This window comes from Gammaproteobacteria bacterium, from assembly GCA_029882975.1.
In the GTDB taxonomy this organism is placed as follows: domain Bacteria; phylum Pseudomonadota; class Gammaproteobacteria; order SZUA-152; family SZUA-152; genus JAJDNG01.
Window position 1 is genome coordinate 18,179 of record JAOUJW010000027.1, and the last position, 15,768, is coordinate 33,946.

At 45.7% G+C, this 15,768-nt stretch carries 15 protein-coding genes; 5 read left to right on the plus strand and 10 right to left on the minus strand.

The window, feature by feature from the left end; genetic code table 11:
• Window positions 1–241 precede the first annotated feature (241 nt).
• From OEY58_17055 to OEY58_17070, 4 genes are all read left to right on the plus strand, one after another.
• Complete coding sequence (locus tag OEY58_17055; protein ID MDH5327168.1) at window positions 242–2,380, plus strand: cadherin-like domain-containing protein; 2,139 nt, start codon at window positions 242–244, stop codon at window positions 2,378–2,380.
• 292 nt (window positions 2,381–2,672) lie between these two features.
• The gene (locus tag OEY58_17060; protein ID MDH5327169.1) at window positions 2,673–3,743 is read left to right on the plus strand and encodes a hypothetical protein; all 1,071 of its coding nucleotides are present in this window, start codon (window positions 2,673–2,675) and stop codon (window positions 3,741–3,743) included.
• 14 nt (window positions 3,744–3,757) lie between these two features.
• The gene (locus tag OEY58_17065; protein ID MDH5327170.1) at window positions 3,758–5,116 is read left to right on the plus strand and encodes a hypothetical protein; all 1,359 of its coding nucleotides are present in this window, start codon (window positions 3,758–3,760) and stop codon (window positions 5,114–5,116) included.
• A 75-nt stretch (window positions 5,117–5,191) separates the two neighbouring features.
• Window positions 5,192–6,325 (plus strand): TRAM domain-containing protein, encoded by a 1,134-nt coding sequence (locus OEY58_17070; protein ID MDH5327171.1) that lies wholly within the window; start codon window positions 5,192–5,194, stop codon window positions 6,323–6,325.
• A 19-nt stretch (window positions 6,326–6,344) separates the two neighbouring features.
• Here the strand turns inward: OEY58_17070 and OEY58_17075 are convergent, their stop codons facing one another.
• Complete coding sequence (locus OEY58_17075) at window positions 6,345–6,977, minus strand: hypothetical protein (GenBank protein MDH5327172.1); 633 nt, start codon at window positions 6,975–6,977, stop codon at window positions 6,345–6,347.
• A gap of 199 nt (window positions 6,978–7,176) precedes the next feature.
• Between OEY58_17075 and OEY58_17080 the strand changes: the two genes are divergently transcribed.
• Complete coding sequence (locus OEY58_17080; GenBank protein MDH5327173.1) at window positions 7,177–7,953, plus strand: dioxygenase; 777 nt, start codon at window positions 7,177–7,179, stop codon at window positions 7,951–7,953.
• A 65-nt stretch (window positions 7,954–8,018) separates the two neighbouring features.
• Here the strand turns inward: OEY58_17080 and OEY58_17085 are convergent, their stop codons facing one another.
• The 9 genes from OEY58_17085 to OEY58_17125 all read right to left on the minus strand — a co-directional run bounded on the left by OEY58_17085 (window position 8,019) and on the right by OEY58_17125 (window position 15,740).
• Window positions 8,019–8,756, minus strand: coding sequence for a hypothetical protein (locus OEY58_17085; protein ID MDH5327174.1), 738 nt, complete (start codon window positions 8,754–8,756; stop codon window positions 8,019–8,021).
• A gap of 250 nt (window positions 8,757–9,006) precedes the next feature.
• Window positions 9,007–9,474 carry a hypothetical protein gene (locus OEY58_17090; GenBank protein MDH5327175.1) on the minus strand — a complete coding sequence of 156 codons (468 nt, stop codon included), beginning with the start codon at window positions 9,472–9,474 and terminating at the stop codon, window positions 9,007–9,009.
• Between the two features lie 311 nt (window positions 9,475–9,785).
• Window positions 9,786–10,517, minus strand: a complete 732-nt coding sequence (locus OEY58_17095; GenBank protein ID MDH5327176.1) for a methyltransferase — start codon at window positions 10,515–10,517, stop codon at window positions 9,786–9,788.
• Window positions 10,518–11,027: 510 nt separating this feature from the next.
• On the minus strand, window positions 11,028–11,366 hold the full coding sequence (locus OEY58_17100; protein ID MDH5327177.1) for a zinc ribbon domain-containing protein YjdM: 339 nt from the start codon (window positions 11,364–11,366) through the stop codon (window positions 11,028–11,030).
• A gap of 89 nt (window positions 11,367–11,455) precedes the next feature.
• On the minus strand, window positions 11,456–11,854 hold the full coding sequence (locus OEY58_17105; protein MDH5327178.1) for a YbaN family protein: 399 nt from the start codon (window positions 11,852–11,854) through the stop codon (window positions 11,456–11,458).
• A gap of 364 nt (window positions 11,855–12,218) precedes the next feature.
• Window positions 12,219–12,758, minus strand: a complete 540-nt coding sequence (locus OEY58_17110) for a DUF1566 domain-containing protein (GenBank protein ID MDH5327179.1) — start codon at window positions 12,756–12,758, stop codon at window positions 12,219–12,221.
• A gap of 95 nt (window positions 12,759–12,853) precedes the next feature.
• Window positions 12,854–13,327, minus strand: coding sequence for a cytochrome C (locus OEY58_17115; protein MDH5327180.1), 474 nt, complete (start codon window positions 13,325–13,327; stop codon window positions 12,854–12,856).
• A 12-nt stretch (window positions 13,328–13,339) separates the two neighbouring features.
• Window positions 13,340–14,356, minus strand: a complete 1,017-nt coding sequence (locus OEY58_17120; protein MDH5327181.1) for a metallophosphoesterase — start codon at window positions 14,354–14,356, stop codon at window positions 13,340–13,342.
• 400 nt (window positions 14,357–14,756) lie between these two features.
• Entirely contained in the window at window positions 14,757–15,740 is a 984-nt protein-coding gene (locus OEY58_17125) for an HD domain-containing protein (protein ID MDH5327182.1), read from the minus strand.
• Window positions 15,741–15,768: the final 28 nt, after the last annotated feature.

Genomic DNA, 15,768 nt, shown 5'->3' on the forward strand with positions numbered 1-15,768 from the left:
GATAGGAAAGCAGGGAAAATCGTACTGCCTTCCCAAACCTTCCGTAGTCATAGCCAAAGGTTGTGAAACGTTAGCAAAAACCTGATGTTGCAGCAAGTGCCCATAGATTTGGGTGAATATGCACGACCGATTACTTTTCTTTAAAGTCTATGGTAAAGTAAGAAACCTTATCGCAACAATCGTTTTAACTCCAACAATCAACAACTTACCTTGATTCTGGAACTAGCGCCTGGGGGACATCATGGCACTTCGTTCAATACTTACTCGTGTTTTCATACTCATTTCCATATTTTTACTGCAAGCATGCGGTGGAGATAACGACGGCCTGGAAGGATCGTCCATAAGCATTCGCCCTATAAGCTTTGAAGTTGAAAAAACCCAACCCTTTACGACGGTTTCCGTTTTTGACTACATCACTGATTCTAAAGGCGTCCCTTTCGTCGTCGGCTGGAACGCGGCGATTACCGCCCAATACGGAAGCGTAGCTTATAATGGTGACGGCACGTTCACTTACACACCGAGCGCAAATATTGTCTCTGGCACTGACAGATTTTCCTTTAAAGTAGCTAACGATACCGGCTCTACTGCGCAGGGAATCGTCACTCTTAACATCGCCAAAGGTTGGGGACAGGCTAAAGTACTGGCCAATTCCAGCGGTACTATGAACTCTACCTGGGTGCACGGCATCTATGAAATTGCTAACGAAATTTATGCCGTTTATCGAAACGACTCAAACGGTAACTACATAAGCAAAGTTGACCAGTCAACCGGGGTTTGGATTGACCCGGTTTTCGCAGGTACATCGCTCGTTATCGTGGATCAATTTGACGCAAAACTGAAGTTGTTCAACATGACTGTTTCCGGCAATACGACGAGTGTCAATTACCAGGAGTTTGACCCGGCCGACAACAGCCTCACAACCGCGCTCCCCCTGGAAATACTTACCGGCACTGATTACAACATTAATCGTGGTATTGTTGATGGTAATGGCAATATTTTTCTGCAAATTACTCATCGTACCGGCACAACCACTTTTACGAACGACTATATGGGAAAATTTTACGATCGCAACACCGGCATCTGGCATGAAACCGTCAAGGCTTTTGACAATTCATTAGGTACGGTGCAGCAAAACGAGCCTAAACTTGCCGGAGGCAAACCGATCATACTGGTACGTATGCCCGGAAACCGATTACCACAGATATACGAATACAACAAAAGCAGCCGTAATTGGTCCAATACTCCTTTGTCCACGGACACTCCCCTGGCCAACTCGGTTGGATGGTTTAGCACAAGACAAAACCAGCAAGGTGACGTTGCGATCATCTGGTATCACTCGGCCAATGATGCAACCCTTGCCCAGGATGTTCGCCGTGTCAAAGCTAATATTTATTCAGTTGCCGGCGGTAGCTTTTCTGCCGATATTACTCTGGAACAATACCCGATTAATAAACAAGTTCAGGCAACCATAGCACTATCCAACCAAGACTTTCTATTCATGTGGCGTGACTGGGAGTCGAGTGTTACGGGAGGTGATGTCCGCTCCAGGGTATATAATGCCGCAACTGCCAATTTCCTCACGAGCGCACCCATAACCGTTGTGGCCGGGCATGTAGATTCTTATGCCAATCCAACTCCGACTCCAATTGTGGCCGATAATGGCAATGCGGTTTTTAAATATTGGACCAAAGACGCAAACAATAATTATACCCATTACTTTAAAGCGCTACCGTTTAGAGGTACCTGGACTGCAGCACAAACCGTCAATACCACGCTGACAAGCGTCGCATCGATAGTGGGTCAATTCGATGATCACGGTAACTACTATAGCCTGCATACCGATGGCAATATTCAAATTCAACAATTTGATTTTGCCACCCTGACCGGCAGCGCCGTCGTTCCTGTAGGGGAGAGTAACACAATGCATAGCTTGAACATTAACTCCACCCAGAGCGGACGTGTATTCCTAACCCGTTACCAACAACAAACAGGCGGAACAACCTACAACAAATGTATTGACGAAATCGCTGTCGGTTCGGTATTTTCCGCAGATGCGATCACCAGCTTGGGCTGTATCGCAACCAACTACAGCGGCAGCTTCTATGACTCAGATTCCACTTTATTCGAAGACAGTGAAAATATTCTTCACGTAGTAAACAATAATATCTATGAAATATCAGTCTCAATGTATAAAGAGGGAGCATGGACTACACCCTACGTCATGTATGAAGCACCGGCCGGTTATCAGTATACCACTGGGCTAACAACGTTTATTCGGGCGTATGGAAACGGCTCCATTGCGATGCTGGCCTTTAATCGCTTGGAAAACTTTTCTACCTATGTCAATGCATCTGCAATCATAGGTAACATTTTCAATTAATTCTTGAGGGGATAAACGAGAATACCCGTTTATCCCCCCTCTTCCTCTCTCTACCCCTCAGTCGCAACCGCAAACGCCCACAAACCGCGATTAGAAATTCTCAACCCAAAGAATTCACCAAGCACCTTGAGTGACACAAAAAAACTTCTACACTTTGGCATTACCAACCCCTTGTTTCATTTGTTACCTTTCTGTTGTGTTTTGTTTTAAGCCGTTGTTTTAGACTTATTATTGTTGTCCGGTCATGGATTGTTCATGGTGTGTTTCGTAAATACATTCGCAAGGAGAGCATATGTCCAGATATTCCGACACATTGGCGCATCGTCGTGTAAAACACTTCCCTCTGCCCCCGGTCGATTGGAACCGTATCGACGCTGAAGCTCCGCGGGTACTGGGATTTGACTACCATGGTCCCAACAGCCGTTTACCCAAGGCCGACGCGGTGGTCATTACCTGGACCAGCGCCGAATGGTCTGCGTTAGATCATGTAATGATAAATTCAGATTCATACCGCAACCCTACCGCGGAACATTGGCGCGACGCCTGGCTACACTACGCCTATGATGCTCCGGTAGACAATAATGACAATTTTACAGGCAACCCGTTATGGGGCTTCATTCGCCTGGTTGAAATCAATGCGAAAAAAGTTCTGTTACTGAAATCCGATGCCCATCTGGCTCACCCACCTTACGCCGCCGGTCTTAGCCACTTGATTCAATTACTGATTGAACAAGCCCAACCCAGTGAAATATTTTCCATAGGCACGGCAGGCGGGTCAGAATTGGAAGAAAAACTGGCAGACGTGGTCATTACCAATGCTGCAGTTATGAATGCACGCTTAAAAAATAACCAGGTTCCCTATAACCACGAGACGATCAGCAACTCTTGGAATGTACCCGAACAATTTTTGCAGACAGTACGGGAAAACCTTTTTTATGACATCAATGAAATCTTAACCACACAACAGTTGCAAACACTGTGTCAAAAACTCAACCACAAATTGCAAAGTTCGTATCCATTGGAACAGTTAGTCAACGCCGCCTTACGCCCACCTCTCCCGCTTTCTAAGATTCGCTTATGCAAAGACAAACCTTTATTAACCACAGATTTTTACTACATTGCACCGGAATCCGGAGACCCCAAATACTCCACGCTGGAAATGGACGATGCGGTTATTGCTTATGAGTGTAAAAGCAAGAACGTACACTTTACCTTTATCCGCAATATCTCCGACCCCTTGGTAACGGGCGGCTTACCGGACCATGTTCGTGATGACTGGTCCTCACTTATTTACGAAGCTTTTGGACTGTACAGCAGTTTCAATGGAGCTCTGGCTTGTTGGGCTGTTTTGGCGGGTCGCTAAAGGAGACAATAATAGTGAAGAAGATACTTGGTGTGTTTTTGATCGTTACATGGACTTACGCACATGGCGCCAACGATGCAGAGCCGGCCTTTCGCAACGCAGTACATACGCCTCCATCCGGCTGGACTGGCCCAAGTTTTAAACTTAGCTTCAACTACCCGAGCACGCTTCCCCCACCTTGTCCCAAGTCGGTATGCAAGTGGTTGGACGGTCCTGCTGACATGTTTGCCACTGACATGAGCAGCAAAGGCGTTCCCAAATGGAATAAGCACTGGAATAGCTATATCCAATCTATATTGGAATATATCAAAACCGGGCAGGACCCGAATTTAAGCAATGATAAAGGCTGGAACGTGGACCCAGGCGAAGGTATCGAATGGTTTCATATACCCTGGATGGCCTACGACCCCACCACGGGACGGGAGTTTATCCATGGGTTAACTAATGAGCGTACCGCCGTACTATCGGATTTTTTTGGAAAGCGCGGCTTGCATGGCCTACCTGGAGCCGGTAGAAAAGCAGCCCAGGCTCGTTTTGAAACCTGGGCCTTTGGGGTATACAACCAGTACGGCGCTTATGCCATTGGTCAGGCGTGGAACAAAAAGGGAGAACCGGTTATGGCCCAGTATGCCGGTACGCCGGCACCGGCCGGCCTGCCATTCCCCGAAGGTACCCTGGTGGCGAAACTGTTGTTTTCCACTGTAACCCCCAAAGATGTGTCTTATCTAAAAGGATCTCCACGCTGGATGGCCAATCGCCATGTGGAAAAGAACAACCACTTCAACTGTAAACGCGAACCCCAGGCTGTACATCTGGTACAGTTGGATATAGCCGTAGTGGACAAACGCTCTCCCACCAATTGGGTCTATGGAACCTTTGCCTACAATGCCGCGCTGAAAGGCAAAACTCCTTGGGACAAACTCAGCCCGGTTGGTTTGCAATGGGGAGTGGACCCCTGGACATTTCCGGCGGTCCCCAAAGGCGAAAGTATTAAGGCCCGCCAGTCCGTACTCAACAAATCCAACATAATGGTGAAGGCAGAGCATTTCGGCTGCAACGGTCGACTGGCCGGTCCTGTGGACAACAAACTTTCCTCTTGTATGTCATGCCATGCAAACGCCTTTGCAAGCCCGGATGGTCGTCAATTTATGCCGTTTTCGCCCAATATTTTCGGCTATGACGGCCAATGTGTGCAGTATTCCGCTGAAAACGTTGCCTACTTCCAAAATCTTACGTTTCCCATGGCACCCGCTAACGGCACATACCCACACGCCATTAACTTCGACACGTCACTGCAATTATGGGTAGCCTTTGGCCAGTATTGGCAGCATACACGTGAAAACAAACCCGTAGCCTGTAAAGACGGTAATTGAAGCCGGTGGTTTTCCACTTTCTCCCTCTCTCATACCGCAGTACAATACCGGATTTTCCGGGCTTGTACTTGCGATATGAAAATTGGAGATACACTTGAACTGATAGTAGCAGATATATCCCGGGGCGGTGCCGGGGTATCTCGCACACCAAAAGGCTTAACGGTATTCACCCCCGGAACCGTCAGCGGCGAAACCATCCGTGCCCGTATCATTGAAAAAAAAGCCAAGTTCGCCAACGCCGAGTTGTTGGAGATTTTGGCACCGTCCCCTCAGCGCCAACAGCCTATCTGCCCGGTGTTCGGACAATGTGGTGGTTGCCAATGGCAACATCTTCCGTATGAATTGCAGTGGCAAATCAAGCTCAGTGGTGTACAACAAGTACTAAAATCCAATCGCATCAAAGGGAAGTTTTCCATTGATGAATATCCGGCTGACAAAATCTGGAACTATCGCAATCGGGTGCAACTGCGTGGACACAACAAGTTATTAGGTTACTATGCTGCTCGTACTCACAACATAATCAATATCCATCAATGCCCTATCGCACATCCCAATATTAATGCAGCTTTGGAGTCTGTCCGAACTCAAGGCGCATTGTCGGGCAAACCCTATAAAGTGGAGTTGGAAGCTTTGGCAGATGAGGGAATACGTAGCGTATGGAACCAAAACCATGGTGCCGCCGGATTTCGCCAAATCAATGACGAACAAAACCTCAAACTGAAACACTGGATTCAGCAGGCATTAATCACTCCTCAGCCCCTACTGGATTTATATGGCGGCTCTGCTAATCTATCGTGGCAACTGGGACACAACCGGGACGTATCCTGCGTGGATTTATCCGCACCGCAACAGGCACCAATCCAGTGTCCCCCACGGATCCGTTTCTATCGGTCCGATATCTTACCCTGGTTAAAGCAGCAAATCACCGATATCCGGTTCAAACGAAAACCCATGCCGAAGCTTTCATGCTCCGCCATACTGGACCCACCCCGCGGTGGGCTGGGCTCTGACTTTGGTGACATTGCCGAACGGTTGGAATTTTTGAAAGCAAATGAAATCGTTGCCGTAGGCTGTAAAACCGATTCCTGGGCACGTGATGTCGCCGGCTTCATGCAACGCGGTTGGTCAGTTAAAAAAATAGCTGTCTTTGATTTTTTTCCCCATACGGTTCATATTGAAACAGTGGCGCTGCTAAGTAGATTGGTATAAATACCAGCCCTAACTCCAATCAACACTCCAGTCGTTCTTCCCCGCTAATATAGTCAAATAACACGAGGGGACAAACGCTGATTTCAACCCCTCTGCCCGAAAACCGTAACAACGCCTGTTGTAAGGCATCCAGTTTGCGAGGGGGCACGTCCACACTACATATATCAAACCCCTGCGGCGACTTCCATACCCGCATTCGGCTGCGCTCTAATAGTCCCAGGATCCGTTGACTGCTATCACGTTTAATATAGATAATGGCAAGATTCCAGGAAAAAGAACGCTTTCTGTTTTCTTTGGTGCGAAATTTTTCAGTCAATACTATTCGTTCGATTTCAGCCCATGCATAATGAACCGGCTCCATATTCAATATGGGGGACAAGTTCAAACCCTTTTTATCCGCGGACAATAAAATCGCACCGCCCTGTTTTTTGATTTGCAAAAAATAGCCCGGCGCTCTGCAGATCAAATACAAACCTACCGCTGTAAAGAACCCTCCAAACACCACCGGGAACCAACTAAACTCCGCCAGTTTTATAAATGTAATACCAAAACCTAAGAATGCCATAGCCAATAACAGCACTACAACCATGACACCGTACTTTTCCCGATAGACCACTACACCGTTACTTTTCTCTACAATTTTTATTCGCATGGGAACGCCTGTGGTTTACAATTTTTCCGTATTGCTTTATCAATGAGCATCCGAGAATTGTACCTGCATGATGCGCCGACCATTAGGTCATCGGTGCAAAAGCAGGATTATCCTGTAAAATAGCAGCCAACTCCCTGAAAAGTCATTTTTTCTCACAACCTATTGTGCCACACAGGCGGATATCGTTATAGTGAGCACCATGACCACACTTAACACCGTATTCATTTCCCACGGAGCACCGGACATCATTCTTGCCCCCAACCCCGTAGTTAATGCCTGGCACAACTACGCCCAGCAACGTCCCTGCCCCGACGCCATTATCGTCGTCTCCGCCCATTGGATGGACGAACCTGTTGGCATAACTTGCGGAGCAGAATTGTCCACCATTTACGACTTTGGGGGTTTTGCGCCTGAATTGTATCATATGAAATACCCCGCCAAAGGTGACCCGAAACTCTCTGCCAAAATCCAAGATTGTCTGCAAAAGCAGGGATTTGAAAATCAATTGCATTCCAGGGGTTTGGATCACGGTGCCTGGATACCTTTAAAAATGATGTACCCCGATGCAGACATTCCGATAGCACAGGTCTCTTTACCCGCCGGATCGTTGCAAGATGCTGCACGAATGGGCGCAGCGTTATCCACTTTGAGGAAACAAAATATTCTTATCATCGGTTCGGGGGGCTCTGTGCATAATCTGTCGGTCTTGTCTCGCGACAACAATACACCCGCTGCCTGGGTGGAAGAGTTTGAACGCTGGTTACTGCAAAGCATTGAGGCCAACCATTTCGATCACTTAATCGCCCCGGAAAGGTTTGCACCCAATTTCCCAATGGCCCACCCAACAATAGAACACTACGCCCCATTAGTAGTTGCCTGGGCAGCAGCAGACACGAACCAGGCCGGAAAACGCATTCATCATGCTGTTACCTATACTAACCTGGGGATGAGCATGTATGAGTTTGGAGAAACATAGTCCGTTTCACCCTAGGACCAAATCGCTACCTGTTAAGGTTCGCCGCTTTGGTAATTGGGTCAGATTCAGCTGTGAAATTCGTCCTTTGCGATGGAAATCCATTTTTTGTGAAGTGAGTTATAGGCTTTTCCCAACGAATCCGCCGCATCCAGCACTTGTTTCAGCACTACCTGAGCTTTTTCTCTTTCACCCTTTTTCTTCAGAAAAATTGCGTATCGTACAGATGCTTCCGGACCGGGAAAGTAGCCGCTGAGTGCTTCATACTCGTGCTCGGCTGATTCCAATTCACCCAGGCTATCCAATACTCTCGCATACAACAAATGCGCGTTATGGTTTTTATAGTCGGGATTTTGTTTAATCAACTCGTCAAGTAACCGCTTCGTTTCACTCGCATTCCCCAACTCAAATTCGGCACACGCCAGACTGTGCATTATATCCGGATCGTACACATACAAGCCGCGAAGCGAGTTTGTATAGAGATTCCGGGCTTCGCCATACATCCCTTTTTTCATACATTCTTCCGCGAGTTTTATATTATTCTCAACAGTGTCGGCTGCGGACAAATTCCTTACCGCTTTCTTTATATCTTTATTTGGGTTAACGACGCTTTGCAAATTCCGCTGTACCGTTCTTGCCGCTCTCCCCTGGAGAAGTTGAGGCAGCACCTCAATAATTAAATACGCTATCACGCCCGCCGCCGGTAACATAACGACGATCCATATCCACATGGTATTCCTACCGGTTTTTAGTATGTGGACAACCATGGCTACTTGAATCAACACGGATAAGACCAGCAAAGGCATAAAATATTTCCTTCTATATTATTAGTGGGTTACTAGAGCCCATACTGCGCGGCTCGCGAGGTTTATACTACCTCACGTTTGTCCAATTTTAGTGAGACCCGAAACAATAATTCAAGTGAATAATACCTATTTTAGGGCATATATGTGCGGTATATCCGAATTGTGTTGGGAAAGGAGGGGGTGGGGAGGACCAAATTGAGAGCTGTAGCATATCCCAGATTGCAAACGCATTGGAACATGCTGTGGATCTCTAATCCTGCTTAGAGCCTGCTTCATCAGAGAGCATAAAAAAAACGTACTTATCATCGATCATCAGGTTCATCTTTTTGCCGTGGTTATAAAAAGTAAGCGCCGTTTCCCGGTCGGAAAGCAAGCGCCAAACCCCATGATTTTCAGTATCTCTATAAAAGTTCATAATTTCACTTTTATTGCCACGATAACTAAACACCCAGATTGGCTCTTTTTCCGTCCCTGTCACTACCCCCACGCTGGACTGGAAGTTTGGATGTGGAACAAAACCTACTTCGGATAATCGATTTTCTGCGCCGGATTGGTAATACAGCGCCAGGAGCAGAATCGGAGTGATAACAAATAGTATGTTAAACAGGCCGGCTTTGGTGCGATAGTTGACTTTTGTTCTCTTAACGTAAATATGGTAGTACAACAGCGACGCTGCAATAAGTAATACGATCAATATTATGACTAAGCTTTCATCCATTTAGAGATCCATATAGAGCTCCATTCAGAACTCGCTCTGCACGCAAACTGCTGTCTAAGCCTGACTCCAGTGAGCGTGTACACGGCATTTGAAACGCCACCCCTGTGCGTTCCGAATACAGCTAAATACAAGAAAAGATAGTTGTGAATCTCGGTTTATGCAAAATTCTACCCTACGGGATTCCCTAACGACAAACCGGCTCGGGCCACATGCCCTCTGAGCCGGCTCACTCCGAGTCCTCGACGAAAGCATGGTGGGATATCCACTCCTTTGATTCTAAAAAGTACGAAGCCGAGACCATAGCATGTCGATCAGGCGACCAGGCCCTTTGACTCAAGAAACTCCGTGGGCACATCCGCATTCTTACGGCCTGCGATTGCAAAGTAATAAAGCGGTTCTCCTTCAATTGACAACCTGTGCCGATATCGTTCGATATGATAAACATCAAGGTATTTAGAAAAAATCAGCTCTCTGATCATGATTGAAAAACCGGACTCATCCGTGCTATCAAAGAACGATTCCTTAATATTAAATGCAATCCACCCTTCTTGTTTTATGATATTAAAGGCCTTTATAAATGCCTGGGTCGGAATGTCCCCAAAACCAAGCGCTGCGACAGTAACCATACAATCACATTGCCACGACGCGATATCCTCTTCTCTATCTTTATCCAAGTTGGTAAAATCTTCGACATAATAGGCGTCATACAAACCGGGGCGATCTCGCACGGTTGATTCATATGCTTCGGAGATGATATCCACACCAATTAAGCGTGACACACCGTGTTTTTTCAACTCCTCGCCCATCATCCCGTTGCCGGCGCCTAAATCCAACACACGCAGTTCTGAAAAGTTATCTTTAGACTGCTTTACTGACGATTCAAGAATACTGGTGACCTTGCTTGGTGAAGTGCACTTCAAACGATCATAGAAAATTTGTTCATATAATCCCTGCACTTGATAAATTTCATCATAGTCGTGAAATCTGATTTTGCGTTGTCCAGCTGGTCCTTGCAGGTAGAAATAGGTTTCATCCTGTTTCAAATTGGATGATTCTTGCCGTGGAAATTGTATTCTATGTCGTTTCTGCATGATGCTCCTACTATTTATGTTAATGTGTGATTTCACACTATAAATACCCAAGAAAAGTGCTTAGGGCGAATACTTTCCTGATCTTTTAAGATTGGTAGTTTGACGACCTATCGTGATTTTAGTCTGAGATAATATCGCTTTTCCCGAATCACTCGCCCCACGGAAAGCGTTGGCAAAGAAATCCCGTTAAGCGTGAGTTCCAGCTGGGTTACCAAGGCTGAAAAAGGAGGAAATATATAAGTCTCTGATTACCTTTATGATTGGTGCCAAAGATGCAACTATGCACCTGGTATGTTTGTGATTATAGCAAAATCAGGGGTTGACGGCTCCTGTTTTTGAATTCAAGCATTATAAACGACGACAGCGGGCTAATTGCGCCTGCACTGCCGCATTAAACCAGTCGGTAATTCCAGCGTTTAAGCCCGATAGATTTGTCTAAAAAGAACGCTTTTATGAGGAGATTTATACTTTCTTTACAAACTCTGACTTCAATTTCATGGCGCCGATACCATCTATTTTACAATCGATATTGTGACCACCCGCAACGATTCGAATATTCTTCACTTTGGTCCCCACTTTCACTACTTTGGATGTTCCTTTTACTTTCAGGTCCTTTATGACGGTTATCGAATCACCATCACGTAACACGTTACCGTTGGAATCTACAACTCCAGTCGGGTTAGCGTCAGCCAACAAGCCATCTTTCGCCCATTCATGTGCACATTCCGGACAGACATATATAGCCCCATCCTCATACGAATACTCTGAATTACATTTAGGACATTTTGGAATATCACTCATACAGCTCTCTCTTTAAAAATGGCCTCTGTCATCCTGGTTAATTATTACACAGACCGATGTATCCTTGCTTTTATTTAGCAAAACACAAGCTATTTTGGCTTGGGCCTACTTATCAAGAAAACAGCTATTGCGATAAACAAACCCGACATCCCCAACAGACCCCAGACATTTTCTACTCGATTATAAATGATTATCCAGCTTACTATCAGCATTAATACGGCTAATACTTTACTTGTACCTGAAATAGCCCCCTGTTGCTCCCAATCGATTAGCAACCTGCCTAATCGAGGATGTGCGTATAACCAGCCATGCAATCGATCAGAGCCCCTGGCGGCAAACCACGCCGTTAAAAGCAAAAAAGGAACCGTTGGTACGCCGGGCAAAAACAAGCCAACGATGGCCAAACCCAGAAACAGGTAAGCCAAAATTAAAGCGGCCCAACGAGTCATGTAACCCAATTTTTTATCGATGCGATTTTCTTCCAGCAAGTTAGAGTTTAATACGTATTAGTAAGAGCAAAAGCGTGTTTCCGCTATTAACATGGATTTCTATTATTTTGCTTTATCTATGTTAACGTATAAAATTCAACAGCTAGTGACCGCGGTGGCTAAGCTGTAACTGAATAGTAGCCGTTATAATACCCAAAATTGCAATGCGCGCAATCGCCGGAACGTAAATTGTCGTGGTTAGCAGAGATTCAATGGTTGATTTGATTACAAGGTACTTGCAAACGGGAGCCTATAAAATGTTTCAACCTGGTAGTATATTGAATATGTGAGGGGACTCTGAATGGACCGTGGAGGAGCCTTCCAGAGCATATTATTATGTGTTCGATAGTAGACTCTGTTTGTTCTAATCTCTTCCCCGCACCAGTCTTACATGATTGGATTCCGATGGTTCCGTAATACCAACACCGGCACGCCCAAAATCGAGTATATATATCGCTTTAGTTCCTTGTTTACGGTCTGTGCTCCAAAACACAACAGAAGCGGTATTGGGAAATAGACTCAAATCTATCCGCGGATATTTACAATTATTGTTAACGATTGAAGCCAGCTCCGGCAGTTTTGGCAGCCTCCAATCCCGGTAAGATGCAAACCCTCCAATTGAATTTAATTCATGTGTTTTTTTTAGTGCCATGTCCCACGGCATTGCTATTGATTCCCCAGTACAGGTTGAGCCATTCCAACTTTGACCCAAGGCGCAACGCATCCACGTCAGCCCAGACACCAAGTCTGTAACCGTACCGTCGTCGTCCCAATAGAAACGCTCCTCTTCTGGAATATTTCCTTCACACTCGTATGGCCAGGAATTGACAGTCTGTACCATTGTCTGTAAAGAAAACGCAGCGATAAATATAAAGAACTTCTTCGTCAACATAGCAGATAACATGAATATCACCTTTTGATACTGACATCCCTGACATCTGTTGGGAAACCAAGAGACATCGAGAGTTACCGATGACTCTTGGTTTTTTTTTACACGCTTTACTTGCTTGGATAACCTGGCCCGGATTTTACCGGCACGGCACCGTGCTGTTCGTCCTTCGCTGGATCTATTTTTACACCTCGGTGAGTATAGGTGGCATAAGCTTCCATAGCGATCAGGTCATCACTATCCAGCTTTAGCATTTTGCCTTGCATCGGAACCAAAATGCACCAGTTAATCATTTCCCGCAGAGTACCCACTTTACCGAGGTTGGTCTGATATTTTGGAAAGGTGTGAGGATTGGTGGCCGAACCATCGGGGTGGCAGTTTCCGCAAGCCAAACCGTTTGTCCCAAGTTTTGGGTTATGCCAAAGCGCATCCCCTTTTGCGACCGCTTTCAGTAAAGCCATTTGTTCTTGAGAAATTTGCTTTTCGGTCCTGGGTGACTTCGCCTGTACCACACTGGCAATGACAAAGGGCACCAATACTAATATCGCCACCAAGGTTCGTTTTATCGTTGAATGTATCATCATTGTTTTCCTCCGTTAAACTTTAAGCCCTTTTTTGATGTTGTCAGGCAGCAGATCGGAAAATGCCCTCCACTGCATATTGGCGTCAAAGTTGGATTCCAGGGCGATATTGTGCGTCCCTAATCCATCTTCAAAGTCGCCGGGATCGGACCGGTTTTGTTTAACTTTAGGATACTTCAGTTCTACAGGCGGGTAGGGCCAAGGCCATGAGGTTGATAACAATCCACAGGACTTAATATTGTCAATTTCATTGTAGACTATCTGATGCACATGTCCGTGAATAGAAACCACTTTTTCAAATTTGCTGAGAATTTTGCGGATCTCAGGTGCGTCATAAGTATTGAAGTTCCAGCGCGGATAATATTCCCACAATGGAGAATGCGTCATTATCACCACCGGAGTACCTGCGGATACTTTTTTAACATCCTGTTCCAACCATGACAGTTGTTGTTCACCCACTCCCCATGCACCACATTGATGACACTCCAACTCCTCTAATAACCCCATACGTTCCTTGGGAGTGAGTTTCCTGGCCGACCAAAAGTCCGGGATGAGAATGGAATTCATCCCAATAAAGTGGACGCCGTTGTGATCAAATGACCAGTGCTCATCTCCAAACAAGCCACGCCACGCTTTCCCCATATCCAGATAATAGTCGTGCTCACCGGGTATGATTTTGTACTTCATCTTCAACTTATCCAGGATTTTCTTTCCTTTTACCAATTCCTCCTTTTTCCCGGATTGACCCAGATCGCCAGCATATAAAAGAAAATCCGGTAGTGGTCTAATTTTATTGACATCATCTACGGCTTTCTTAAGAATATCATCAAACTTGTGTCCTTTTATATCGTATAGATGCGCATCAGTCAGTACTGCAAAGTTGAAAGGCTTCACTTTCTTTGACGCTGCTTCAGCCACACCACCCAATCCGAAAAAACTGCTGGCGCTGGGTGCAAAAATACCCGCAAACATTGTGGCTGCACCCGTTTTCACCGAGTACCCTAGGAACTGTCGCCTGGAAATTCGCTTCATGACTCCCCCCTGTAAGTTATGCAAATCGAACCTGATCTGGAATTAGAATCATTCTAATTCCTATTTCAGTTAAGCTCACTTCAGAAACTTGTCAATGCAGTTAACACCTTCCATACACTTATGAGATTTTACCCGCATACTTAATGCTGATTTCTATCCGATTGGTTTAAAGGGAAAAATACAATGCACATGGGTTTAGGAACAACCCTTCGGGCCCTAGAATCAGATTTTACTTACAAACAATTCAGATAAATGCGGGGAACAAATAGAACAAACAAGCAGCAACATTTGGTTTTTAAAATACACAAAGCATCAATTGCAACTTCCGGAATTGGGATACCGCTTAGCTGTTCCAGTGCGCAAATGGCCCAAGAAAGACCTGCAATTATAATGGCTGGTTTTAGGGTACCGTAACAACCCCCATAGGCCAAAGCCCCTGCTTGCCGGATATATATTCTTTCCTATATGTCGCAAAGGCGCGATCCAGATCTGAAAATACCGTTACGGATTTTCCGTCTGCAACCGGTGGATCTATACTCCTAACTTTGGTTGTAACGCTAAATACTGGCTCATCCTTATTCCAAGTGAAACGCGTACCCGGTGTCAGCAAATCAACCCAGCATTTTACCTCGGGCAAGTCTGATGACGTTAGTTTGTGCCACAGCTCATCGTCTGTACCCCAAAGATCCGTTTCTTGTAAGACCCCGAAGTGCTGAGCGGCCTTAATTGCCTCTGCAGTAAGTTGATAAAGACCTACCTCACGATAATTTGACCAGCTGGTTCTATCGGTTTCTATATATGTGTATGCCAACCAACGCGCTGTCTCCGCGTTGTTCACTACGATACGCCCGTCTATAACATCTAAAGAATCTATGGCTCTTTGAATTTCCTTATTACTGGACAACCGCAGGTACTCCAGATCCCTAAAAAAATAGTCTAATCTATCAGCGCACAGTGCAGGTGACGGTTGCTCCAACAGCGAAAACCTCTCTTCATCCATAAACTCACGCCAATCCATGTTGTGGCAGTTTAGGATCCCAGGAATATCTGAGTTAGCAATAAAGTCCTGTTTTTTCTCTTCGTGATAGCTTTGTCGGCTGTGATCGTTAAAAACAAAGTCAATTACATGGCTAAACGCGGTATGACTGACATCATGAAGCAAGGCTGCAATCTGCTCATGGATTCCCCCGCCAAGCCGTCGAACAAGAAGCATGGTACCCACAGAATGTTCAAACCGGCTGAACGGTGGAGTTATGCAAAGCAATGCAGTTATTCCATGTTGCGAAATACCCTTCGTTCTTTGCATGGCTTTACTTAACATTAAATCCAGCAAAACAGGCTCTTTAATCTCTACTGTTCCGTACAATTCGTCTATGTATTGCATGATATTTTAGCCTCCCCGTGTCTGTTAC

Excerpts from the sequence above, each read along its gene's own strand:
- OEY58_17055 (MDH5327168.1), top strand. The coding sequence starts at position 242 with ATGGCACTTCGTTCAATACTTACTCGTGTTTTCATACTCATTTCCATA.
- OEY58_17060 (MDH5327169.1), top strand. The coding sequence starts at position 2,673 with ATGTCCAGATATTCCGACACATTGGCGCATCGTCGTGTAAAACACTTC.
- OEY58_17070 (MDH5327171.1), top strand. The coding sequence starts at position 5,192 with ATGAAAATTGGAGATACACTTGAACTGATAGTAGCAGATATATCCCGG.
- OEY58_17075 (MDH5327172.1), bottom strand. The coding sequence starts at position 6,977 with ATGCGAATAAAAATTGTAGAGAAAAGTAACGGTGTAGTGGTCTATCGG.
- OEY58_17080 (MDH5327173.1), top strand. The coding sequence starts at position 7,177 with ATGACCACACTTAACACCGTATTCATTTCCCACGGAGCACCGGACATC.
- OEY58_17085 (MDH5327174.1), bottom strand. The coding sequence starts at position 8,756 with ATGCCTTTGCTGGTCTTATCCGTGTTGATTCAAGTAGCCATGGTTGTC.
- OEY58_17090 (MDH5327175.1), bottom strand. The coding sequence starts at position 9,474 with ATGGATGAAAGCTTAGTCATAATATTGATCGTATTACTTATTGCAGCG.
- OEY58_17100 (MDH5327177.1), bottom strand. The coding sequence starts at position 11,366 with ATGAGTGATATTCCAAAATGTCCTAAATGTAATTCAGAGTATTCGTAT.
- OEY58_17110 (MDH5327179.1), bottom strand. The coding sequence starts at position 12,758 with ATGTTATCTGCTATGTTGACGAAGAAGTTCTTTATATTTATCGCTGCG.
- OEY58_17115 (MDH5327180.1), bottom strand. The coding sequence starts at position 13,327 with ATGATGATACATTCAACGATAAAACGAACCTTGGTGGCGATATTAGTA.
- OEY58_17120 (MDH5327181.1), bottom strand. The coding sequence starts at position 14,356 with ATGAAGCGAATTTCCAGGCGACAGTTCCTAGGGTACTCGGTGAAAACG.
- OEY58_17125 (MDH5327182.1), bottom strand. The coding sequence starts at position 15,740 with ATGCAATACATAGACGAATTGTACGGAACAGTAGAGATTAAAGAGCCT.